At 64.9% G+C, this 23698-nt stretch carries 17 protein-coding genes and 2 pseudogenes; 14 read left to right on the top strand and 5 right to left on the bottom strand.

Annotation, left to right across the window (positions count from 1 at the left end):
• Positions 1–52: 52 nt before the first annotated feature.
• From OG430_RS42060 to OG430_RS42050, 3 genes are read right to left on the bottom strand one after another with little or no spacing between them, the layout of a single operon-like run.
• Positions 53–613, bottom strand: a complete 561-nt coding sequence (locus OG430_RS42060) for a hypothetical protein (protein ID WP_327357942.1) — start codon at positions 611–613, stop codon at positions 53–55.
• A 35-nt stretch (positions 614–648) separates the two neighbouring features.
• The gene (locus tag OG430_RS42055; RefSeq protein WP_327357941.1) at positions 649–1629 is read right to left on the bottom strand and encodes a hypothetical protein; all 981 of its coding nucleotides are present in this window, start codon (positions 1627–1629) and stop codon (positions 649–651) included.
• On the bottom strand, positions 1629–2471 hold the full coding sequence (locus OG430_RS42050; RefSeq protein WP_327357940.1) for a hypothetical protein: 843 nt from the start codon (positions 2469–2471) through the stop codon (positions 1629–1631). Before OG430_RS42050 ends, OG430_RS42055 begins: the two co-directional genes overlap by 1 nt.
• A 321-nt stretch (positions 2472–2792) precedes the next feature.
• Between OG430_RS42050 and OG430_RS42045 the strand changes: the two genes are divergently transcribed.
• The 4 genes and pseudogenes from OG430_RS42045 (at position 2793) to OG430_RS42030 (ending at position 5306) form a co-directional block, all read left to right on the top strand.
• Entirely contained in the window at positions 2793–3290 is a 498-nt protein-coding gene (locus tag OG430_RS42045) for a hypothetical protein (RefSeq protein ID WP_327357939.1), read from the top strand.
• A gap of 315 nt (positions 3291–3605) precedes the next feature.
• Positions 3606–4094, top strand: a complete 489-nt coding sequence (locus OG430_RS42040) for a DUF5753 domain-containing protein (protein ID WP_327357938.1) — start codon at positions 3606–3608, stop codon at positions 4092–4094.
• Complete coding sequence (locus OG430_RS42035; protein ID WP_327359449.1) at positions 4076–4324, top strand: DUF397 domain-containing protein; 249 nt, start codon at positions 4076–4078, stop codon at positions 4322–4324. The genes OG430_RS42040 and OG430_RS42035 overlap by 19 nt, the downstream gene beginning before the upstream one ends.
• Positions 4325–4543: 219 nt before the next feature.
• Positions 4544–5306, top strand: a pseudogene (locus OG430_RS42030) (IS110 family transposase).
• Between the two features lie 139 nt (positions 5307–5445).
• Here OG430_RS42030 and OG430_RS42025 read toward each other — a convergent pair.
• On the bottom strand, positions 5446–5622 hold the full coding sequence (locus tag OG430_RS42025; RefSeq protein WP_327357937.1) for a hypothetical protein: 177 nt from the start codon (positions 5620–5622) through the stop codon (positions 5446–5448).
• A gap of 134 nt (positions 5623–5756) precedes the next feature.
• Here OG430_RS42025 and OG430_RS42015 point away from each other — a divergent pair.
• The 3 genes and pseudogenes from OG430_RS42015 to OG430_RS42005 all read left to right on the top strand — a co-directional run.
• Positions 5757–6721: pseudogene (locus tag OG430_RS42015) on the top strand (IS1380 family transposase); the annotation flags it as partial.
• A 350-nt stretch (positions 6722–7071) separates the two neighbouring features.
• On the top strand, positions 7072–8763 hold the full coding sequence (locus OG430_RS42010) for an RICIN domain-containing protein (protein ID WP_327357936.1): 1692 nt from the start codon (positions 7072–7074) through the stop codon (positions 8761–8763).
• Positions 8764–8809: 46 nt separating this feature from the next.
• Positions 8810–8998: a hypothetical protein gene (locus OG430_RS42005; RefSeq protein WP_327357935.1), complete on the top strand. Its 189-nt coding sequence runs from the start codon at positions 8810–8812 to the stop codon at positions 8996–8998.
• Positions 8999–9684: 686 nt separating this feature from the next.
• Here the strand turns inward: OG430_RS42005 and OG430_RS42000 are convergent.
• Positions 9685–12972, bottom strand: a complete 3288-nt coding sequence (locus tag OG430_RS42000; protein WP_327357934.1) for a hypothetical protein — start codon at positions 12970–12972, stop codon at positions 9685–9687.
• A 422-nt stretch (positions 12973–13394) separates the two neighbouring features.
• On the opposite strand from OG430_RS42000, the gene OG430_RS41995 reads away from it, so the two are divergent.
• From OG430_RS41995 to OG430_RS41965, 7 genes are all read left to right on the top strand, one after another.
• Entirely contained in the window at positions 13395–19856 is a 6462-nt protein-coding gene (locus OG430_RS41995) for an RHS repeat-associated core domain-containing protein (protein WP_327357933.1), read from the top strand.
• A 102-nt stretch (positions 19857–19958) separates the two neighbouring features.
• Positions 19959–20351 (top strand): hypothetical protein, encoded by a 393-nt coding sequence (locus tag OG430_RS41990; protein ID WP_327357932.1) that lies wholly within the window; start codon positions 19959–19961, stop codon positions 20349–20351.
• Between the two features lie 42 nt (positions 20352–20393).
• Positions 20394–20567, top strand: coding sequence for a hypothetical protein (locus OG430_RS41985; RefSeq protein ID WP_327357931.1), 174 nt, complete (start codon positions 20394–20396; stop codon positions 20565–20567).
• 71 nt (positions 20568–20638) lie between these two features.
• Positions 20639–21262 carry a hypothetical protein gene (locus OG430_RS41980; protein WP_327357930.1) on the top strand — a complete coding sequence of 208 codons (624 nt, stop codon included), beginning with the start codon at positions 20639–20641 and terminating at the stop codon, positions 21260–21262.
• Between the two features lie 137 nt (positions 21263–21399).
• Entirely contained in the window at positions 21400–21792 is a 393-nt protein-coding gene (locus OG430_RS41975; protein WP_327357929.1) for a hypothetical protein, read from the top strand.
• A gap of 171 nt (positions 21793–21963) precedes the next feature.
• Positions 21964–22731: a DsbA family protein gene (locus OG430_RS41970; protein ID WP_327357928.1), complete on the top strand. Its 768-nt coding sequence runs from the start codon at positions 21964–21966 to the stop codon at positions 22729–22731.
• Positions 22728–23372: a hypothetical protein gene (locus OG430_RS41965; protein WP_327357927.1), complete on the top strand. Its 645-nt coding sequence runs from the start codon at positions 22728–22730 to the stop codon at positions 23370–23372. Before OG430_RS41970 ends, OG430_RS41965 begins: the two co-directional genes overlap by 4 nt.
• Positions 23373–23698: the final 326 nt, after the last annotated feature.

The following is a 23698-nucleotide window of genomic DNA, read 5'->3' as shown; positions in this document are numbered from 1 at the left end:
AGTGCGGCCCGGTGGCATCAGCCGCCGGGCCGCAGGCACATCGTTGGCCAGGTCAACCGGACGCGGTTGAGGCCGACGTGGTGGGCGCCGATGCGGCCGGCGTCTCCACGGTCATCTCAGCGATCTGGGTCTCCAGTTCCGCGATCCGTTTCGCCAGACGCCGGTTGGTCCCCTCCGTCTGGACGACCTTCGTGCCCAGTCGCTCGACTCCGCTGATGGTCCGCATGCTGCCCTCAGCGGCCTGAGCCATCTGCCCGAAGGCTTCAGCGTCGATGCTGTTGGGATTGCTGGCCTCGAAGATGCAGGCACGGCGCATGTCGCTCATCTTGGTGACGGTCCTGCGGCAGGCAAGCAGCGCGTCCAGTGCGCCGTATTCGTCGCCCTGGCCGGACCGGTGGAAACGCGTCACCATTGCCCCGCGTCGAAGCGGGTCACGGGAGTACATGAACTGTTCCAGGCGGTCGCCGAGTTCGTGGGCGGCGATCCGGGCTTTGGGCACCGCCCGACGCAGGCGGCCGTCGGGGATGCCGGTACCTCTGGAGATGTCCGCGTAGGACAGTTCACGGCCGGGGTTGTGCTTCAGCCACAGCAGGACGTCGATGGCGTCCTGCACTCCCCGGGTGGGGGCGTCACTGTCGTGCTTGGGACTCACCGAAGCTTCTTCTCACTCTCGTCCAGGAACGCTTGCAAGGCGTCGTCGTTCAGCGCGGTATAGGGTCCGGCGGTCAGGTCACGGATGAAGGCGATGGCCGCTTCCGAGGCGGCACACAGGTCGGTGATGGCCCGGCTCCGCTCCCCGGTGAAGTGCACCTGGTGGCGCTGCAGCAGCGACAGCGCCCGCAGCGTGGCCAGGCGGACTTCGGTCATCTCGGTGAACACCTGCAGGGCCACGTCCGGCTCGGCCGCCTGCCTCGACGTGGCGAGGACCGCCCGCTGAACCGCCACGGCCTCCGCGTCCTGGGCCTGGCGGTCCGGGGATTCTTCCCCCCCGTCGTACTCGCGGTCGGCTTCCTCGGCCGCCTGTCTGGCGGCCGCATGGTCTTCGGTGTCCGCGCGTGCCTGACGCCGCTTGAACTCCGCAAGGGCTTCCTCGGCAGTGGTCCGGGCGGTTTCGTCGGCCAGGATCGCGGTCTTGAGTGCCTTCGGCTGCTGAGCCACATGGACCGCGGTAGTCGGGGAGATCCCCGCTCGTTCGGCCTCCTGCTCGATCGACTTCCGCCGCTCGCCGCTGTTCATCCGGGCTTCGTAACTGCGGTAGTAGCCATGCTCGCCGAAGAAGGGGGTCTCCTCCTCATCGGGCAGCTCTACCTCAAGCCCCGGGGTCAGCTTGTGGAACGCGGGAACGATGCCATCCGCGGTCGCACGCTTCCATGCCTCGTGGAAGGCCATGATCCGCTTGGCGGTACTTCCCGACCGGCGGGCGAATTCCCGAGCGCTGATGCGCCGGAAAGTGTTTCGGCCGAAACGCTTCGTGGACTCCTGTCCGAATCCAACCCCGTTGTTCTCGTCGGGCTCGACGCGGCGGGCGATCAGAAGGGCTCGGGCCCAGCCGCCCTTGCGGTCATGGGCGGCGAACTCCTCGATGTCAGCGTTGAGACGGTCCTCGCCGTCGTCCTCAGCCGGGTCCATCACACGCCCACCAGATCCGGGGTGGCGGCCTGCTGGCCGCCGGCGACGGTGGTCGCGTCGTCCTTGACCCTGACCCCGATCCACTTGACGAGGACTTCTGCAGTCCCGAGCGCTTGCATGCAGGCGGCCGTCTGGGCGTCGGTGAAGTCCAGGACGGTGGACGGCGGGTATCGGTGCATGAGGGCGGTGATCTGGTCGCTCAGCCGCACCAGTTCCCGGGCCAGGGCCTGGGACTTGCTCGGCTTGTCCCCATCGCGGTCGATGCGGCCCTCGCGGTCGCGGCGGCGCTTGTCGTCCATGACCCGTTTCACCGCGTCACGGAAGGCGTCGTCCTCTTCCACCAGTTCCCGCAGCACCTTGTCGCGCTCCAGGGGAGGCAACGAGCCCAGGTACTGGGCCACGTTCATGGTGCTGGCGGGGTCGGACAGATCCTGCAGCGTCGGCCCCAGACCCAGCGCACGGCGGTACGAAGCAGCGCTGATCCGGTCGGTGCCGGCCTCGCTCGCCTCCTGCAGCATCGAGCGCAGGGTGTTGTAGCCCTCGTCGTACGGCTTTCCGGAGGGAGCCAGACGGGCGCCTTCGCGAAGCGCGCTGTAGCTGACGTGGACACCGCTGTCGGCCACGACCTGCCTCACCGGAGGCGTGCACATGCGGGCGGTGTGCCGGTAGTCGCGGGCTGTGCGCGGGCTCAGGCTGATCTCGTCGCAGTACTGGTCCAAGGTGCCCTCGGGGCCGCCCGGGGCCGTGACGCCCAACAGCTTGTCGCCGATGCCGAGGCGGTTCTGGCAGCCCTCGTTCATCAGCCGCCGCCCTTCGCGCACGTCCTGGTCTGTGTAGCTCATACGGATGTCCCATCGCAGTCAGTTCGACGGCCGCGCAGTGTAATCAAATGAACGCGATGCGTTGACGCCTTAACTCGTCTTCAGTGGCGCCGAGTTGACGCATCGGGCCTTCCTGGTGCGGCTTCGCCGCACCAGGAAGGCAGGTCACTGACACCTGCACGAGGGACAGGCTTGCCCTTGTTTCCCCGCCTGGTGCCGGGCATCGGGAAGGTGGCCCGCCGGGACGCAGGCGCGTACTACCGTCGGTCCCCATGGACACTGAGCCCCCGTGCAGCGACAGCTCCGGCGACGACCGGGCTATCTACAATCATCACGGTCCGTGTGAGCGGCCAGGCGGCGCAGAGACTCCGCCGTGGCGCCGAGATCCGCAAGCGGCCCGTCGAGGAGATCGCGGCCAACTGCGTGAGCGATGAGATGCGACGGCCGGTGTACGACATGCTCTACCGCAGCGGCGACGACTACGCGGCCACTCAGGACGGGCTCGCCAAGCGCCTGGCGCTGATCGTGCGGGACCTGGGCGCCCTGCCCGCCTCGGCCGCCACCGAGGTCATCGCCCTGGCCGCGGCTGAGCAGGGCGGCCCGCTGCCCGACGAGTGGCGTGAGCGGGTGCTCGATCAGCTCGCCGAGATGTGGCAGGGCCGCACCACCGAGTTCGGCAAGCGGCCGGACGGCTCCGTCGGCCCGCTGGACGACGTCAAGGTCCACGCCCTCGTCACCCCCGCACAGTGGGACGCCCTGGGCCGCATCGGCGCCCCCGGCAGTCTCAACAGCGGAGCGCAGAAGGCCCTGGAGACGGGAATCAAGGCCCTGGACCGCTGAGGTCCCGCTACTCGGCCGTGTGGCCGGCCGGGGCGGCCGACGGTGATCTGGGAGTACGGCAGGTATCGCAACTGGCCTGCATCCAGGCCAGGTCGCCGTCAAGGCGGATGCGGCCCGGGCCGCCGCAGGTTTCGCAGGTGTGCTCGGAGGCGGTCTCGGCCGCGTCGGTCAGGGCGGTGGCCCGGTCGGCGAACTCTCCGTCGAACTCGCCGTCCTGGAAGCGGTCGCAGGCGGTGACGCGTAGGCCGCCGAACTTCGTGCCGAACGATTCGATGCGGTACTCGGCATCGAGCGCGAGCAGATCACGGTGGAGCTTTGCGAGCAGGGCCCCGCGCGTTGATGGAGTCGGCGAAGGGCGCAGACGAGACCAACACCGACTTCATCGACGGCTCGGTGGAGGTCCGAGCGAAACGCAAGAAACTGATCACGGAAGCAGGTGCCGAACTGTTCTGCCTGATGGACGAGTCGGCGCTGCGGAACGTGGTCGGCAATGCCGAGATCATGCGGGACCAGTACCGGCAGATCGCCGAGCTGGCCCGGCTCCCGAACGTGACCGTGCGGGTCATCCCCTTCTCGGCCCCCGCCTACCGGGTGACCTCGGGAGGCTTCACGGTCCTGGACTTCGACCGCAAGGACCTGCCCGGTCCGGTCGTGTCCATGAGCACCGTCTCCTCCGCGGTGCAGGTGGTGTCGAAGCCGAAGGTGGTCAAGCAGTTCGGCCGCCGTCTCGACTTCCTCGCCGGCGGGACTCTGCCCGACCACGAGACCCCGGCTCTACTGGAACGATTCGCACGAGAGGTCTGATCACCATCAACACGCACACCGACACCGGCCGCCCGTACGGCGAGTGGTTCAAGTCCTCATACAGCAGCGAGCAGGGCACCGAATGCGTTGAAACGTGCCCTCAGCCCGACACCGTCCACGTCCGCGACTCCAAGCAGAACACGGAAGGCGGCCCGCACCTCAGCTTCCCCCTGGCCGCCTGGACCTCGTTCACCAACCAGATCGCGGGCCGCCCCCGAGTTACCTTTTAGACGGCCCCGATGATCTTGGGGCTCCCGGCCTTCTGGCCCGGCATGACTATGTCCCCCTGTCGACCATGACCCGGGGGGTGTCACCGGGCCGGAAGGCGCCGGTAGATCGCTAATAGGGGCAAGAGCGCCGGTCAGCTGGCAACGCTCTTCGTAACGTGGTTGCCGAATGTCGGTGCCGTGCCTTGGCCGGGAACGCAAGACCCTCATCGGAGGAAGTACGTGATCGACACCCGCGACGTGGCCGTTTTCCTCGGCCTGGACGTCGGCAAGGGCGAACACCACGCCACCGGCCTCACCCCGGACGGCAAGAACGTGGTCGACAAGCCGCTGTCGAACAGCGAGCCGAAGATGCGGGCCATGCTCGGCAAGCTCACCAAGAAGTACGGCCGGATGCTCGTGGTGGTCGACCAGCCTGCCTCGATCGGGGCTCTGCCGCTGGCGGTTGCCCGCGATGCGGGCTGCGAGGTCGCCTATCTGCCGGGTCTGACGATGCGGCGGATTGCGGACCTCTATCCGGGCGAGGGCAAGACCGACGCCCGCGATGCGGCGATCATCGCGGACGCCGCCCGGACCATGCCGCACACGCTCCGCTCCATCGAGCTGACGGACGAGACCGTCGCGGAACTCCAGGACCGGAGCAAGGATCCTCATCGACGTCGGTGACGGAACCGCATTCCCCACCGCCGGACACCTCGCCGCCTACGCTGGGCTCGCCCCCGTCACCCGCAGATCCGGATCCTCGATCCGAGGCGAAAGCCCGTCCCGCCGAGGCAACAAGCACCTGAAACGGGCCTTCTTCCTCGCCGCGTTCGCCTCGCTCTCCGACCCGGCATCCAGGGCCTACTACGAACGGAAGAAAACCGAAGGGAAACGCCACAAGCAGGCCCTGATGTGTCTCGCCCGCCGCCGCGTCGACGTGCTCTTCGCGATGCTCCGCGACGGCACCTTCTTCCAATCCCACACCATCCCCCAAACCGCCTGAACTACGACAGAACAACCGCCCCGCCCCTTGACGAAAGAGATAGGGGCACCCCCCCCGGCGTAGGAGGGGCGCCCCGCTTCACCTTGACCCTATTCATCGCCAAACCGGCCGGGCCCAACACGGGCCCGGCCGCTTCATTTCAACCAGATGTGACCTGCAGAGCCCGTATCGCGTCCTCGAGCCGAGGGTGCCGCTCGGCGGCCGAGCCGGCCCGCCACAGCGGCCCGCCACGACTGGGCTCCGCGTAGACCATGCCGAGGAACCGGTCCCCGGCGTACGCGGCCCACGCCGGGCCATCGACATCAGCAGGTCTCACAAACTGCACTGCCTGTCCGTCGACATCTCGCGTGAACAGGTCCGCCCACCCGGTTGGCTCCGTGAGCGACACTGCCGCCCCCTCCCTGTACCCGCCTCGGACGATCGACGCCCACGGTATCGGCCGAGCTCTACGGATCGGTGATCGTGGACATCGACGGGGTGCTGGTGCTCGCGCACTCCGAGAAACAGGACGCCACCGCGACCTGGAAGAAGACCTTCGGCCATCACCCCCTGCTCGCCTTCGTCGACCACGGCCAGGACGGTTCCGGGGAGCCGGTGGCCGCCCTGTTGCGGCCGGGCAACGCGGGCTCCAACACCGCGAGCGACCACATCGAAGCCACCGGGCTCCCCTGGCCCAACTGCCCAAAGCCTCGCGGCGAGGGCGGCAGGCGCTGATCCGCACCGACTCCGCCGGCGGCACCCACGCCTTCCTTGACTGGCTCTCCAAGTCGGGCCGGTGGCTGTCGTATTCCGTTGGAATGACCATCACCGACGCCCTCCACCAGGCCGTGCTGAAGATCCCCAAGCGGGCGTGGACGCCGGCCTACGACGCGGGCGGCACCGAACGGCCCGGTGCCTGGGTCCCGGAGATCACCGACATGCCCGACCTGACCACCTGGCCCAAGGGGATGCGGCTGATCGTCCGCAAGGAACGGCCGCGCCCCGGCGCGCAGTTGCGTTTCACCGACCTCGACGGACTAGGGCTGACCTGCTTCGCCACCAACACCAAAGGCGGCCAGCTCGCCGAGTTGGAACTGCGTCACCGCCGGCGAGCCCGCTGCGAGGACCGCATCCGCAATGCCCGCGACACCGGCCTGCGCAACCTTCCCCTGCACGACACCGCGCAGAACCAGATCATCTGGCTCGAGATCGTCTCCCTCGCCCTCGACATCCTCGCCTGGATGCCGATGCTCGCCCTGACCGGCGACACCCGCCGCTGGGAACCCAAACGGCTCCGCCTGCGACTGTTCTCCGCCGCCGCGCAACTCGTGAACACCGGCCGCCGCCGCTGGCTCCGCCTGCCCACCCAATGGCCCTGGACCGACGTCATCACCCAGGCAATCGACCGGATCCAAGCCCTGCCGAACTCCGGCTGACCAGCCACTTCGATCATCCCGACAGACGCGAGAGCCGGGCCCTCAACCTGCCCCGACCCCGAAAGGACCGCACCACACAAACGCAGAGTCCCCATCAGCGAACTGACGAGGACTCATTAATGGTCAAGGCTAACACTCGCGCCCCACCCTGTCAATCTGATCGACTGGAGGGACCTTTGCCCCTGTTCAAAACAGGCCTTTTGGCCCGGGATTTTGACGCCCAAAAACCTGCATGCTTTGGACCTGCTTTGCGAAAGCTTGACCATATTTTATTGATTCAAGGGTCGGACAGAGCAGACGTGTGCCGAAATTCGAGAGCGCGCGACCCAGTAGCTACAGAAGGAGATGCCATGATCGCCATGGCTCCATATGCAAGGCGCGCAGCATTGGCGGTCCTTGCCAGCCTGATCGCAGCCGGCTCGGCTGTAAGTGAGGCCTCGGCCTTTACGGCATCGAGTTCACAGTCGTCGGCTTCACCTGCGGCAACCCAACAGGACTTCATTGGGATGCCGCTCCGAATCAAGCACAATGCGGACGGGCGAGTTCTCGACAAAATGCCTGATCGAGTCGCACTGCATGCCGGCCATGGCGGCGTCAACCAGCAGTGGACCCCTCTTGCCGCGCCTGGTGGCAGCGTGTTGCTCGAGGTCGAGGGTAGATGTCTCACTTATGACCAGGAACTAGATGGCACTGGCCGCTCGCTGCACCACGCTACTTGCGACAGTGGCGACGCCAAGCAGCAATGGAAGATCGCGAATGATAAAGACGGGAAGTTCCGCATCAAAAATGTCGCCCGGGGTGATAGCGAGTCACTAATGCTATGGAACGATGCCACCGGCCTCCTGGCGATGAGGAAAGATGCCGACTGGAAAGAGCATGTGTTTCAGTTCGATATTGATGTAACTCCCTCGCTTCCCGAGTTCGGCAAGAATCTGACGATGACGGCTATCCATAGCGGCAAGGTCGTAGATATGGCGCCGAACCCTCTCGGTGACAGCCGCAATGTAATTCAATTCGAAGCCACAGGCGGAGATAATCAGGCCTGGAAGGTAGAGCGCACCGGGAATGGAGTGCAGTTCAAGTCGAAGGAAAATGACGGCTGCATAAAGTATTTCAGTAACGCTTCTGATGTCTACGCAGGAACCTGCTCCGAATGGGGTCAATTCAAGTTGACATCCCTTGGGGGTGATACCTATACCGTGGAAAGCAACGACCAGACAGGCAGAGTGCTCACCGTTCCTGATAACAGCATGGCCAACGGAACCAAGCTCGAACTCTTGCCTAAGACCGGCGGAGCCAACCAGAAGTTCATGATCAAGGATCGCCCCACGATGTGGGAGTACTCACCCGGCGCGCGACTGGGGATCGAGGGGGCTCCGGGGGCGGATGGCACCTTTGAGTCGCTCATCTACAACGAGTCGGCCGAAACCTACGTGCGGAAGTCCTTCAATGAGAAGGAGCACGTCAATATCGACGCCCCGGACGAGATCGAGCCCGGGAAAGTCGGCATCTTGCAGGTTCGCTCCGACACACTGTTCACTGGGCCGGAGGGTTCGGTGACGTACCGGAGTAGCAGCGGCAAGGAGGTGAAGATCAACTGGAATCTTCCGACCGTGGGCTCCAACAAGTACACCGTCACGACCGCCAACGTTTCCGTCTCCGCCCGAGACCAGAACGACAACAGATTCCATGTGCCTGCAGGGCAGAGCCACTACGCCGAGGGAAGCTCCTTTGGCCCCAACAAGCATGTCTACACCGCTTTCACGATCAATGGTTCGCCGCTTGCTGGCGGCCCCAAGCCTCAACGCGGCGGTAAGTGCGAAGCCTATGCCAGCGCGGTCCACCCCGGATTCGACTGGAGCATCATCGCGGCCAACTTGAGCGACAAGCAGCGGGCCTGGCTCGAAGCACTGACCAACACAACAGACAAGATCGAGTGGGCTCCAAACGCACCCTGGTGGGCGTCCGCTGACGGACAGGCCGGCGCCGTGATCGGTGCAGCGATCGGTGGCATTATCGCTGGTTGCGACCCATGGACCTGATTTCTCTCCTGGAGCACGCACGGTCCTCGCCGGAATGCTGAGGTGCATGGCCGACGAGGGTAAGTTCGATCTTGCCGTGGTGGGGGCCGGCCCGGCCGGTGCCGTTGCCCTGCTCGCGCGCAGTGCGACAACGTTGATTCTTCCGATCGCGATCGCGCTAATTCAACTGCTCGGCTCTAAAGATCGACCCGACCTCCAGTCGGAGCTCAGCCTCGATCCACCGCGTGAATTCTGATCACGGGCATCGGGCGGGATTGGGGGTGTTTCTTCCAGGCACGGGCAGTGGTGATGGCCGGGTGGGCCGTCCGTCCGTGGTCAGTTGCAGGCGGGCCGGCCCTCGTTGTACGCGCCCCAGGCCGGCTCTTCGATGTCAGCAGGCCGGACAGATTCAGTCGGGTCCGTGAGAGCCCGGCTGCCCCTCCCCGTTCTCGCCACGACGATCGAGCACCTCCACGGTAGCCGCCGCGCAGGTCTCACTCATACATGCCTTACAGGCGCCCAACTTGCTGACCTGTGAAGACAGTTGACAGCACTACCTCAATGGTCGCGGACCAGAGGTGTCGCTCGACGGGTGGCACCGGTAAGTGCCCCTTCCCAATTCCGAGGAGGCCACTGTGAGCCACGGACTCTCCCCCGCCGCGCTGCGATGCCTGCAGGCTTTGGTCGCCGATGGCGACGGGGCCCTGTGGGTGGACGTGACCGATGTCGACCGAACAGCGACCAGCACGCAGGCGTGGGAGATACTGGAGGCGGGACCGGCCGTCTGCGGGTGCTCGTTGTATGGCGCTAATCAGCAGCCGCCGGAAGCGGAAGTAGGCGTCCCAGGCTGGACCGGGGGAGCGCGAACGGCCGTTGTCGGCGACGGCTAAGAAGTGCCCCTGGCCACACCCGTAAGGGTGTGGCCAGGGGCATCGATGGTGCTTAGTGCCTGACGGTCTTGAAGTCGTCAGGTGTGTAGATGTGCAGTGCGTCTACCCCGAAGCCGTGCCAGGCGGCGGGGTGGTGGGTGTCGGTCATCTTGACGGTGAGGGTGTGCATTCCGGCCGTGAGTTCGTGGGCTCCGAGGTTGACGGGTGCGGTGGTCACCTTGGGGCCGTAGGCGTCGAAGCGTGCGCCGACGGTCTTGCCGTCGATTGCGTAGGTGACGCCTCCGAACTCGGGCGCGCGGGTCGTGACCGCGTTGAATGAGTACGTAGCGTCCATGGGAACGGTGAAGGCGTAGTCGACCTCGTTCCCGATCTGGATGTGCCGGACTACTGACTGGTGGTCGCCGGACCAGGCGACGCCGCAGCAGTTGTACTGCATGGGGGCGTCGACGGGAGACTTGACCGCGGTGAGTTCGGACTCGTACGTGCCCAGCTCGGGCAGTACCTTGACGATGTCGACGCCGGCTTTGTGGCCGCTGGATGCGGCGTTCTTGCCGCTGATCGTGAAGGTCAGAGAGTGGGTGCCCTTGGTGAGTTCATGGACGTCCAGGGCGACAGGCTTGGTCGTGGTGACGGCGCTGTACCCGTCGAACCTCTCGCCGACCTCGGAACCGTCGAGCTTGTAGGAGACGGTGCCGTAGTCGGCGGCGACCGTCTGCTGAGTGCCCAGGGAGTACCAGCCGTCCTCGGGGACATCGAACTTGAGGGTGAAGTGGTCGCCGTTCTTGGTCGCGTCGAAGCGGGATTGGGCGCCGGCGGACCAGTGCATTCCGGGGTGGTCCTGCTGCCGGTGGACGGGTGCTGTGTGGTCGGGGGCAAGAGTCAGATGCTCGGCCTCCGGGTCTAGCTGTGGGGTGAGCTGGATGTAGTCGATGCCGGCCTGGTAGCTGGCGGAGGAGGCGTTCTTGCCCACGACCGTCATGGTCAGGCTGTGGTTGCCGGGTGCGAGGTCCAGGGCTCCGAGCTGGGTGAGGGCGCGCGGGGCGACCTTGGTGCCGTACTCGTCCAGGTTGCTGCCGACCTTCTTGCCGTCGACAGCGTACGAGACGATTCCGTAGGCGGGGGCGACAGTGTCCCGGACAGCGATGCCGTAGCGGCCGGTGGCTGGTACGTCGAAGTCCAGGGTGTACTTGCCACCCGTCGTGTGGTTGTCGAAGAGCACCTGGGCGCCGCCGGACCAGCTCACACCGCAGCAACTGTTGACCTGCTTGCGGACGGTGGCGCTGGCGTTCTTGGCGGGCAGCAGGCTCTCGGCTTCGATGTGCCGGGCCGTGTAGGAGAGCCCGGGCGCGATCTTGTTGTTGTCGAAGACGAAGCTCAGTTCCGAGACGGGCGACTGGTTCCCGGCTCCATCGATCGCGTACACCTTCAGCGTGTGCCGGAAGGTGTCCTCGAGATCGGCCGGAATGGCGACCTTCAGGGTGCCGTCGGGTTCGGCGTTGGTACGCATGGTGGGCTGGTCCTGGTCGAACCCGTAGCGGTAGGCGACGACATCCTTGTCCCCGTCCGGGGTGAACGCCATCTGGTGGAGCTTCTTGTCCTGCGTCAGTTGGGGCTTCTTCGGCGCGGTGGTGTCGACAGTGAAGTAGCAGGAGACCGTGAAGGCCGAAACGGCATGTCCGTCCTCGGCACGCACCGCCCAGCGATAGCTGCCATCCGGGATGGTCGCGGCCGGGACGTGATGGGAGGCGATCGAGCCGCTGGTCACCTCGATGGGCTGGTTGACGATGAGGACGTTGTCGCTGTTGCGGTGCATCTGGAAGCGACCCGTGACCTTGCCGCCGTCGGGATCGCTTACCTTCGCCTTCAGCGTGACCCCGGTCGCCTTGCCCAGCACGGCGTAGGGCGCCTTGGTGGTGCAGGGCATGGCCGGATCGGTGGCCATGTCCGTGGGAACGTTGGGGGGTGTGGTGTATTCGGTGCTGAAGGCCGGATTGTTGTCGAACTTCTTCCAGCCGTAGACGTCGGTCTCGCTGGTGGAGCGCATGCCGAAGGTGACGGTGTTCCACTTCTCCTTGACGACGTGGTCGCGGACAAAGTCGGTGATGTTGTATTCGATGCCACCGGCCGGACAGTCCTTGCTGCTCCAGCCCTTGGCGGTGTTGATGCTGCCGAGCTTCTGGCGCCAGGTGGGCTGCTTGTTCCAGGTGGTGGTGGAGGCAATCGCGTTGGTCCACCACAGTTCGACCGGTCGTGCGCTGCACGACCATGAGTACTTCAGGTCGATGCGGTAGGTCGACTTGATGACGGTCTTGCCGTGCAGGCCCTTGGCGTCCATCTGCCAGAAGCCGCGGCTGGTGCCTCCGGTCTCGTTCTCATGCCCAATGCGCATGATGTTCTTGAGCCCCATGGAGTCGGACTCGTTTTTGTCCCAGTACGTCGTGGTCGGGAACCGCTTGTCGACGCGGGCCCAGTGCTGTCGTCCGCCTGACCACCAGGGGTCGATGAAGACCGGGAAGTCGGTCTTCGGGGAGTGCAGCATCCCCTGATCCGGGGTGATCTCCAGGGCGTCCTCGGTGAGGCGGGTGCCCATGGTGGCGTGGGTGGCACTGTCGTCTGGGGAGAACGCCTTCGCCGATTCGACGTCGTTGGGCGATGTTGTCGGTGCGCCACCGTTCTGGGCGCGGGGGCTGTCCGGGCCGGAGGAGTCCCACATGCGGGGCGCCGGGGCGGCGAACACCTGGTTGCCTTGCGCATCGGTGATACCGAGGTTGCCCTGGGCGTCCTTGGTGACATCAAGGATGCCGGTGTCCATGGCGAATCGCAGCCGGTCGAGGGCGGGGTCCTGCGCTGCCTGCGGGGTATGCACGACCAGTACCTGGGACGCCCCGGACACGCCAGCACGGATCTTCAGGTCCACGTCCGGCAGGACATCTCGGTACGTCGCCGTGTCACCTTCGAGCTGAGGCTCGGGCAGCGGGGCCGGCCACCGAAGGGTCAGCTTTTCATCGCCTGAGCCGAGTTGCAGCACCGGTGCACTACCGCCGCCGGAAAAGGCCATGGCGCCGGGCACTGCCTTGGGGCCGACGGTGCCGTCCGCCCGCTTGGCCAGATCGGTGTCGATGGGGACCCAGCGGCCGGCCTTACGGACGCGCACCGGCAGCGAGTACTGCTCATGCGTGAAAGTGCCGGACGGGTTGGCGAACACCTGCGACGTTTCGGTCCGCTCCTTGAGCACCTCGACCCGGCGTCCGCTGGCGCGGGCCTTCGCCAGGGCCGTCGTCTCGGCGGAGACGGCCGCCTGGCCGCGGGGTTCCGGGGGGTGTGGCGTCTGATCGGCCAATGCCTCAGCGGATAGTGAGGCAACTCCGAGGCTGGCCGCGGTGGCCAGTGCGATGGCTCTCAGGAGCGGTCGGCTGTCGCGAGGGTTCGGTGGTCTGACGGTGGATGGCATAGCCGTCCCTCGGTCATGGGCGAGAGCCAGTACGCATGCGTCCGGCCGTCACCTAATCGATATCTGACGCCCTGTAGCTAACCGCTAAATGCCTCCAGAAGCTGCGATTTTCGGGCATAACGCGCACTCATTCGTTACTGAAGCCCTGTCCGGGTCGGGACCTTCGACCTCATTACTTTCCTTTTACCTTCTTTACGCTCCCTTGACGGCCCGTTTTGGGTCGACTGTTTCTGTCTGCAAACTGATAGGGAGCTGGTGTGCGTTCGTCGCCCTGGCGCCGGCAGCGGTTGTTCCGCGGCTCGAGTCCGAAAATGTCCCGCATAGCAAGGCGTCGCTGGATACGCGCTGTTGCTGTCGCGGTGTGTACGTTCTTCATGGTGGCCGCCTTTGAGCCGGTCGCGTTGGCCGCGAAGAAGGCGTTCAACCTGCGGGATACGCAGGATGAGAAGCTGGTCGACGGCAAGCCTGTCCCGACGAAGAAGTCGGATGTCAAGGACGATGTGCCGGGCAAGTCCTGGAAGCAGGCGCCGGATGTCACCTGGCCCAAGGCGGAGAAGAAGGCGGCCGAACTCGAGCAGCCCAAGACCCGCAGCGGCAAGAGCGGGGCTCAGAAGCTCACCGTCGGCGGCCTGCCCGTGACCGTCCAGCAGGTGGAGGCGCCGACTCCGGCTGCCGACCCCGCAAAGGACGGCAAGGCCAAGGACGACAAGGCCAAGGGTGCCGACGCCAAGAGTGCGGACGACGCCAAGGCCAAGGCGGAGCAGGCAGTCAAGAGCGGCGACGCCGAGGACGCAGACAGCGCTGCGAGCGACGATGCGGACGCAAAGGAAGAGGTTTCAGAGGAGCCGGCCGAGCCGGTTGCTCCGCAGCTGTCCGTAGCCGTCCAGAACCGTGACACCACCCGCAAGGCCGGTGTCGAGGGCATCCTGTTCACCGTCACCCCGGAGAAGCAGACCCGCGACGCGGGCCTGGGCAAGCTCGCGGTCGACGTGGACTACTCGGCGTTCAAGCACGCCTACGGTGGTGACTGGGCCAGCCGTCTGACCCTGGTGCAGCTCCCGGCCTGCGCGCTGAACACGCCGGACAAGGCCGAGTGCACCACCGGCACCCCGGTGGGCCAGTTCAAGCACGACGAGGTCAAGCACCGTCTGAGCGGCGAAGCGACGGCACTGGCACCCAAGGGTGCCAAGACCGCCGACGCGGACGCCTCGATGGTGTTCGCGGTGCGAGCCGGGGCATCCGGTTCAGGCGGTGACTACCAGGCGAGTTCGCTCTCCCCGTCCGGCTCGTGGACCGCGGGCGGCTCCTCCGGTGACTTCTCCTGGCAGTACCCGATCGAGACGCCCCCGACCCCCGGCGAACTCGACCCCGAACTGAACCTGGGCTACTCGGCGCAGAGCGTAGACGGCCGCACCGCCGCCACCAACAACCAGCCCGGCGCCGTTGGCGAAGGCTGGAGCCTGACCAACGGTGGCTTCATCGAGCGCGCGTACCAGAGCTGCACCGACGTGACCGGCTCGAACGCCCCCAAGAACTCCGGCGACATGTGCTACGCCAGCGAGAACGCCACGATGTCGCTAGACGGCCAGTCCACCGAGCTGGTCCGCGACGACGCGACCGGTGTGTGGAAGCCCGCCAACGACGACGGCTCCAAGATCGAGCTGCTCAAGGGCGCTGACAACGGCGACACCGACGGCAAGCACTGGAAGCTGACCACGGTCGACGGCACGCAGTACTTCTTCGGCCGCAACAAGCTGCCCGGCTACACGGACGGCAAGGAGCAGACCAACTCCACGCTGAACGTCCCGCTGTATGGCAAGGATGCCGGCAAGAAGCACGCCTGGCGCTGGCAGCTCGACCACGTCATCGACGCCAACGACAACGCGATGGTCTTCTACTACGGCAAGGAGACCAACCACTATGGCGCGCTGCTCAAGCCTGCCAAGGTCGCCTACGACCGGGCCGGCTACCTCAAGCGCATCGAGTACGGCCACCGGGCGGGCTCCGAGTACACGGCCAAGGCCCCGGCCCGCGTGAACGTCACGTCCGCCGAGCGGTGTATACCCTCCGCCGACTTCGACTGCTCCGAGTCCAAGTTCACCGAGGCCAACGCCAAGCGCTGGCCGGACGTGCCGTTCGACCAGTACTGCGCGCCCACAGCCAAGGACTGTGCGGGCAAGCACTCGCCGACCTTTTGGTCCACCAAGCGCACCGTGAAGATCGCCACCGACGTCCTGGACGCCGGCGCGTACAAGCCGGTCGACACCTGGGACTTCCGCCACGACTACCCGCACTCGGGTGACGGCACCCAGTCCGCCCTGTGGCTGTCGGGCATCACCCGCACCGGCCACACCGGTGGATCCGCCCAGAAGATGCCGGAGATCGCCTTCTCCGGCCAGCAGCTGGCCAACCGCGTCGACGGCGACGAGGGCATCGCCCCGTTCGTCCGCTACCGCATCAACGCCATCAACAACGAAACCGGCGGTGTCATCGGCATCGGCTACTCCGAGCGCATGTGCTCGGTGACCGCCAAGAAGCTGCCGACCGCGGACGACTCCAACGGGATGCGCTGCTACCCGGTGAACTGGTTCCCGTCCGGCCAGCCCGAGGGCCCCGACGGCAAGCCCAAGCCGTACAAGGACTACTTCCACAAGTACGTGGTCACCGAGGTCATCGAGAACGACCTGGTCGCCGGCAGCCCCGCCGAGATCACCAAGTACGAGTACGTCGGCGACGCGGCCTGGCACTACGACACGGCCGAGTTCACCAAGGCCAATCAGCGCACCTGGGGCAACTGGCGCGGATACGAGCGCGTGAAGACCCGCAGTGGCCAGGGCTCCGACAAGAAGTCCCTCTCCGAAGAGGTCTTCTTCCGAGGCATGCACGGCGACAAGCTCGCCAACGGCTCGACCCGCAGCGTTCAGATCGCTGACTCCGAGGGCAACAAGGTCACTGACCACGACCAGCTCGCAGGTAAGGCGCGCGAGACCAAGGAATACAACGGTGACGGTGGAGCGCTGATCGAGACCACTTCGCACACACCCTGGCACAAGGGCGCGACGGCGACCCGTAAACGACCCGGCACCACCGACCTGACCTCCTTCCAAGTCAACGAGGGAACCGAGCGCAACCGCACCCTCGGCGAGGGCGGGAAGTGGCGTGCCTCGCAGACCGAGTCCAAGTACGACGAGTACAACCTGCTGACCGAGGTCAACAAGCAGGGTGACGGAGTGCCGACGGCGTGCACGCGTACCGAGTACGCGCGTAACGGGGCCAAGCACCTGATGGACCTGACCTCCCGTCAGGAGACCGTCTCCGTGGCATGCGGTGCCTCGGTGGAGCGGCCGAAGCACGTCATCTCCGACGAGCGGACCGTCTACGACAACAAGACCTTCCGCGCGGCCCCCGACAAGGGCGATCCGACCCGTGTTGAGGAGCTCACTGGCTACTCCGGCGCCACGCCGCAGTACAAGGTCGCCGCGATCGAGAAGTTCGACTCCTTCGGCCGCACGGTCGAGAAGACCGATGGCCTGGGCGAGACCACCAAGACCGAGTACTCCCCGGCCACGGGCCAGATCCCGACCAAGGTCACCACGGTCAATCCGCTCGGCCACACCCAGACCACCGAGCACGAGCCCGGCCGTGACAACCCGGTCAAGGACACCGACGCCGACGGCAAGGTCACCGATCTGGCATACGACCCGATGGGCCGTCTGACCAAGGTGTTCCTGCCGGGTCAGGACAAGGCCAAGCCGAACACCGAGTACACCTACCTGATCCGCAAGGACGGCCCCTCGGCGGTCACGACCAAGACCTTGCAGGACGACGGCAGTTACACGGTTCTGAACGAGCTGTACGACGGCCTGCTGCGTCCGCGTCAGACCCAGGAGACCCGTGCCGACCTCGGCCAGACGAGCAGTGCCCGTGCCGGCCGTGTGGTCACCGAAACGGTGTACGACTCCCGCGGCCTGGTGGTGAAGGAGTCGGGCCCGTATCTGAACGGCACCAACCCGAACACGGAGCTGCTGGCGACCCCGGACAACCAGGTCATCCGGCAGACCGTCAACGAGTACGACGGTGCGGGGCGTGCCACGGCGCAGATCCTGTACAGCCTTGGCACAGAGGTATCCCGGTCCAAGGTGGAGCACAACGGCGATCGGACCACGGAGATCCCGCCGACTGGCGGCACCGTGAGCACCAAGATCACAGATGTGCTCGGACAGGTCGTTGAACTGCGCCAGTACAAGGGGCGAGAGGCCACCGGTGAATTCGACGCCACCAAGTACGAGTACAACGCGGGTGGCGAACTGGCCAAGGTCATCGGCCCGGATGGGGCCACGTGGACGTACGAGTACGACGAGCGCGGCCGCAAGGTGAAGGACAGCGACCCCGACCGGGGCGTCACCACCTACGCTTACGACGACAACGACCAGATCGTCGGTGTCACGGACGCGCGAGGTGAAACCCTCGCCTACGCCCACGACAAGCTCGGCCGCAAGACGGCCATGCACAAGGGATCGCTGGACGGCGAGAAGCTCGCTGAATGGAGCTACGACAGCCTCGCCAAGGGCGAACCCACCAAGTCCACCCGTTTCATCGACGGACAGGCATACACGACTGAGGTCACCGGCTACGACGACCAGGGTCGGCCCACTGGCTCGCAGATCAGCGTTCCCGGCAAGGAGGGCAAGCTCGCCGGCTCCTACGGGTTCGGTACCGAATACACCGCCACCGGTGAGCTCGCCTCACAGCAGCTCCCTGAGGCAGGTGGTTTGCCTTCTGAGAAGCTCACCTACAGCTACGGCAAGACCGGACAGCTCACGGGCCTGAAGGGCGAGACGAGCTATCTCTCGTCAATGAAGTACACCCCGTTCGGTGAACTGCAGCAGTACCAGCAGGGCACGAGCGGGCAGCGCATCGTCCGTACCAACACCTACGACGATGCCACCCGTTGGCTGAAGAAGTCCTACACGGATCGTGATGCACCGGATGGTGCCGAACCGTCGCTCAGCGCTGTCGACTACAGCCACGACCTCGCAGGCAACGTCACCAAGATCAGCGACCTGCAGGACGCCACGACGCGGGACACCCAGTGCTTCCGCCACGACTACCTGCAGCGCATGACCGATGCCTGGACCACCTCGGGCGAGGCGTGCTCGGGCCCCACGGGCGCGAGCGGTCCGCAGCCCTACTGGAAGTCGTATGCCTACGACAAGTCCGGTAGTAGGCTCAGCGAGACCGACCACCTGGCTGAAGGAGGCCCGCACACCCGCAAGTACGAGTACCCGGACGACAAGAGCAAGCACCCGCACGCTCTGACCGAAGTCTCGGCCAAGGCTGGCCAGACGGCTCCGGACACCTACGAGTACGACGCAACCGGCAACACCACTCGTCGTAACGCAGACGGCATTGACCAGAAGCTCGAGTGGGACGCCGAAGGCAACCTGACCAAGGTCACCGAGAACGGCCGCGTCACTGAGTACGTCTATGACGCCGAGGGCGAGCGCCTGCTGCGCAAGACCCCAGAAGGCACCACGCTGTACCTGGGCGGCACCGAGGTTCTGCTCGAGCAGACCACGCAGAAGCTGTCGGGCACCCGCTACTACCACCATGGTGAAAACGCGGTGGCCCAGCGTGACAGTGAAGGCGACGTCCAGTTCCTTGCAGCCGATCACCATGGCACGGCGTTCCTTGCCATCGGGGCCATTGGAGCGATGGGAGTGACTCGCCGCTCCCTCGACCCGTTCGGCGCGGATCGCAATGGGGCCTCTGTCAACTGGCCCGGCGGTAAGGGCTTCGTCGGCGGCACCATCGATGCCAGCACAGGACTGACACAACTCGGAGCCAGGGCGTACGAGGCTTCCACAGGGCGATTCCTGTCGGTGGATCCGATCATTGATCATCAGAAGCCTCAGCAACTTCACGGGTACGCCTACTCCAACAACAACCCAGCCACCTTCACCGACCCCGACGGTCTCTTCTTCAAGAAGCTCTTCAAGAAGGCCAAGAAGGCCGTAAAGAAGGTCGTCAAGAAGACCGTCAAGGTCGTCAAGAAGACGGTTAAGAAGGTAGTCAAGGAAGCCAAGAAGGTAGCCAAAAAGGTCGTCAAGGACGTCAAAAAAGCGGTCGCGGTGGCGAAGAAAGTAGTCAAAAAAGCCGTTACGAAATCCATCAAGGCCGTAGCGAAGGTGGCGAAGAAGACCGTCAAGGCGGCAAAGAACGTCGCCCGCGCGGTAGGGAAAAAGACAGGGCAAGCATTCTCAAGCGCGAAGAAGGCGGCGTCCGGTGCCAAGAACTGGGTCACTTCAGGAGACTGGAAGAAGACAGCTGCCAGCGCTGCCGGCAGCTTGGGGAAGATCAGCACTGGACTCGGCGTCGTGGCTTCGGTTGTCACCCCCTTCGCACCCCAGCTCGGGGCTGCGCTGGGAGCGGCATCTCTTGCGACGGGCGTAGCGAGCGCGGGTCTGTATGCGGCCACGGGCGATTGGAAGAGTGCTGGTACTGCCGCTGCAGGAGCTGCGCTTGCGGTAGCCGGCGGCGGCGCCGGTAAGGCGGTAGGCAGTACAATTGGAAAAATCGCCGGACCGAAGATCGGCAATGCCGTCGCCGGCGGAGTCCTCGGTGCGATGCCTGCCAAGGGTGCTGGACGTGCCTTCGTCGGCATGACTGGCAAGTCGTATTCCGCTGCATCGCAGAACATGGTTTCGGGTGCAGGGAAGATCGCGGCCGCTACCCCTGCGAATGTCTGGGGCATCACCACCACTGACTGGTGATTTCACCGGACGCCCCCGTTTGAAGCGCCGTTTCGGTGCAACCTGCGGCGCCTGATCCGAGGATCAGGCGCCGCAGGCCCCAGCCTGAGTAAGGAACAATGGATGAAGTTGGCTGAAATCCCGGTGATTTTGATGATTGCGATCACCGTGGCATGCATGGGAGGGTTTATTGCGGTATGGATGCCTCTAATGCCGAACCGCTCATACAGGCTGAAGGTGCTCATTGGATGCGGATTCGGCATACTGTTCCTGGTGGCATCATCGGCCATTAAGGACTTTAGCGTCCAAGTCGCTGCAGCGTATTACATCATGGCAATGCTGGCCCTCATTGGGGGCCCTTGGGGGAAGCGTCGCGAAATTGCCAAGATGATACGAGTGGAATCGAAGGGTGATAATTTCGATGATCCTCGGCTCGTTCGGAGAGTGGTTTTTCAAATCATTGCCGCAGGTGCAGTACCGTTCATTCTCCTCTCCGTGATCTTTACGGACTTTTAAATGAGGGGGGCCTCATGGAATGATGCAAAGGATTCCGGGAAAATGACTGATGTGCGGATGCGTAGAGAGTCCGCTATTGCTCTGGTCATGATCGTGGCCGGCGTTGGCGGCGCCATTGGGTCAGCTATCCGCGGCGATGGCGCTTTGATCCCGCTGGGCCTCTCTGCGCTGGCACTTTCGGGCTTGCTCAAATATGTGCGCCTGCGGACTTCGTGAGGGGTGCTCGCTCAGAGTCACACAAAAGCCCACCCAGTTAGGGCTTTGGGTGATTCCTGCCGGTCTACCCGGTGATCGGCAACGACCAGCCGCTCGCTGCATACCTCCTGCTGTGCGTGGAGCCATCAATGAGAATGCCCCTGAACGTGCATATCGATGTACCCAAGCGCACATGGCATGCCCCGGCGAAGCAACTCGGGCTACACGCCACAGCCGTCACTGACTTGGGGAAGATGACCCTCAGTCGAGGTCTCGCGGTCGACCCTGGGATCCAGGGTGTTGCCAACGGCTGGGAGCAGTGGACGTTCGCATCCTCCGGGAAAGTGGTGCTGGTTCTAGATGATGCCGTGATGCCCGGAGCTCCTCTGCTGAAGCGTGTGAAGCAGGGAATCCACGGCTCGGCTGACGGCGCCCCGTTCACCCTGACAGCGAAGGGCGCGATTCGTTCCAGTCAGCGCTCCGTGGAGTTCCGCTTCGCCGCGGCGGCCTTCCGCATCGGTAGCGAAGGCGGGCGTCTCACCGCGACCCGCTCGACTTCTTCGGGCCAGCTTCATGTCGCAACCCGAGCACGGGGCCTCTGGGTGACAGACAGCCTCGCCGAGACCGAAGTTGCGATGCTCGCAACCTTCGAACTCGCCGGCTTGGACCATTTCCTCGGGTCCCCACTGGTGGAGCTACTAAATCTTCGCCCTTGATCTCAGATCAGGGGGTAGCCGTGCAGCTGCTGCGGCCAAGTATGTGAGACTCACGCTCGATGCCGGCGGTGCGACCATGGGCTGGGCCGCCACCGGGGGGGGGCGTCAGATATCAGGTCCTCTCTTCAGGGAAATAAATGCGTCTGGACTCCATTCCTGTCTGGGTAATAGCGGTTGTGGCAGTCATCTGCACGGTGATTCTTCTCTCGATGTTGATCACCGCAATGCCGAACAAGGGGCAGAAGGTGCAGGTCTGCGTTGCGCCCATCCTTGCTTTCGTCTTTGCGATGGCTTCCGGATCGATGAAGGGCTGGTCCACTCAAGTGAGTCTGTCCTACTTCTCCTGCGCAATGGCCGCATTTACTTTGGGGATCGCGGGGCATCGAAAGGAGATCTACGAGAACGCCAAGGATCAGGCTGTGCATGGAGTCAGGAAGGGGAACAAGGGATCAACCTGGATTACTGTGCAGGTGATCGCTTCCCTTGCCGTTCTGTTTGGCCTGTGTTTCTACCTGTTTGAGGACTTCTGAATCCCGGGCAATCCGGTGGCTCGTTGACGTTGGACTGCATATCGGTTGCCCGGCGTCATAAAGTCCTGACCAGCTGAGGACTTTAGTCCTCTCCAGTTCGCGGTCGCTCCCTTTATGCTCGCTTTAGGTTAGACCTCGTGAGAGAGGGCTGAGGACACGATGGGTGAGCACATGCGCAGCAATGAGGAGAGCCGGGGGAGTTCCGAGGTGGCTACGCATCGGGCCGCACGGTCCTCACACCGCCGCAAGGTTTTGGTCGGCGCCGCCGCGGCATCTGCGCTCGCGCTGGCCGCCGGTGGTGCGTGGTTGCTGTTCGGCAGTGGTGAGGATGGCCCGAAGCCCAAGCCGCTGGTGCTGCCCGCAAACGTCTCGGGCACGCAGGGCACGGTTGTGACCCAGGGTAAGTTGGATGCTCAGCACACCATCCAGGTGTTCATGGACCCGCGCTGCCCGGCCTGCGCGTCCACCCAGAAGGTGCTCGGCAGGACTATCCGTGAGCTCGCCGACAAGGGCACGCACAAGGTCGAGTACCACTTTGTCGCGTTCACGGACAAGTCTCTCGGCGGCACCGGCTCCAAGCAGGCTCTCAACGCTCTGGGCGCCGCGGCCAACGAAAGTCCGGAGAAGTTCCTCGACTTCGTCACCGTGCTGTATGAGAACCAGCCGGCCGTCCCTCGTGACGACAAGTTCTCCTCGTCCGAGACCTTGTTGAGGCTCGCGGACAAGGTTGAAGGGTTGCGTACCCCGGCCTTCGAGAAGGCGGTCAATGAGCTGACGTATGAGCCGTGGGCGGAGAAGGCAACCAAGGTGTTCAAGGACGCCGGAGTCACTAGCACCCCCACGGTCCACCTGGACGGCCACCCGATTACAGTGCTCCAGCCCGGCGGCCAGCCTGTCCCGGTCAAGAACTTCACGCAGCAGGTGACCAAGAGCGCATGAGCATGCAGAAGCCTCCGACCTCTTGGACCAGATGGGCCCTGTGCTGGGCTGCTGTGCCCCTCTTTACCGTGGGCCTGGCTGCCGCGGTCCCCTTCGCATGGCTGTCCGGCCGTAGCGGCCGAGTGCAGTACGGATTGTGGGGCGGTGGCTACAGCCTGGCTGCGTTGGTACTGGCCTGGACCACGCCGGAGGGTGAGGAGCTCTACGTTCAGGACTGGTGCCTCATTGCCGTCGCGTTGGCAGCCACCGTGCACCTGGTCGCGGCCATCCTCAGGGAACCTCGCACCACCGCAGCGACTTCTGCCCCCGACTCGCCGTGGGCTGTAGAGCCCGGTGCCGCGCGACGCGTTGAGGCCAAGCGCATTCTGGCCCAACTTCCTGATGCGGCCAGGATGCTGGCGATCGGGCGCCCCGACCTCAAGGGCGTGTACGACGATGGAGGGCTGGTCGATGTGAACACTGTCAGTGCTTCCGTGCTCGTGCGCTACCTCGGATGGACGGAAGGCGAAGCCGCCCGCGTGATCGAGGCCCGTGCCGCCCAAGGCGGTTCCCTCCGCGACGCCCGCCACCTGATGACAGCGGCCAGTCTCTCGGAGGTGCGAGTGGTGCCCGTGCAGGAGCGGCTTGTTTTCTCGCCATGAATACGGCCGACGGCGATCGAGCCTGAATCTGCGGAGCCGTTCCGCGGGACTGGCCGATGCATGGGGGAAGTGGGAGGGCTGGGGAGTGGCGCGGCATCGGCTTCCTCCCGCACCATCTCGCGGTGGAGGGAAAGGATCTGGGCGCCAGACGCTTGCTGCCGTGCGGCGTTGGACGAGTAAGCCACGACGCAGGCTGGCCCCTCGGGATTTTGTGCCGAATTCGGGTCGGATGTTCTTTCCGTGCTATCTCGCCTTCATGCTCTGCGGAGGCGGCATCGGGATGCTGTTCACGCCGGGGCAGTCGTCCTGGCTGGGCGGATTGTTGG

Source organism: Streptomyces sp. NBC_01304 (assembly GCF_035975855.1).
In the GTDB taxonomy this organism is placed as follows: Bacteria; Actinomycetota; Actinomycetes; order Streptomycetales; family Streptomycetaceae; genus Streptomyces.
Note: the sequence above shows the minus strand (reverse complement) of the source record. Positions and strands in the feature narration are given on the sequence as shown.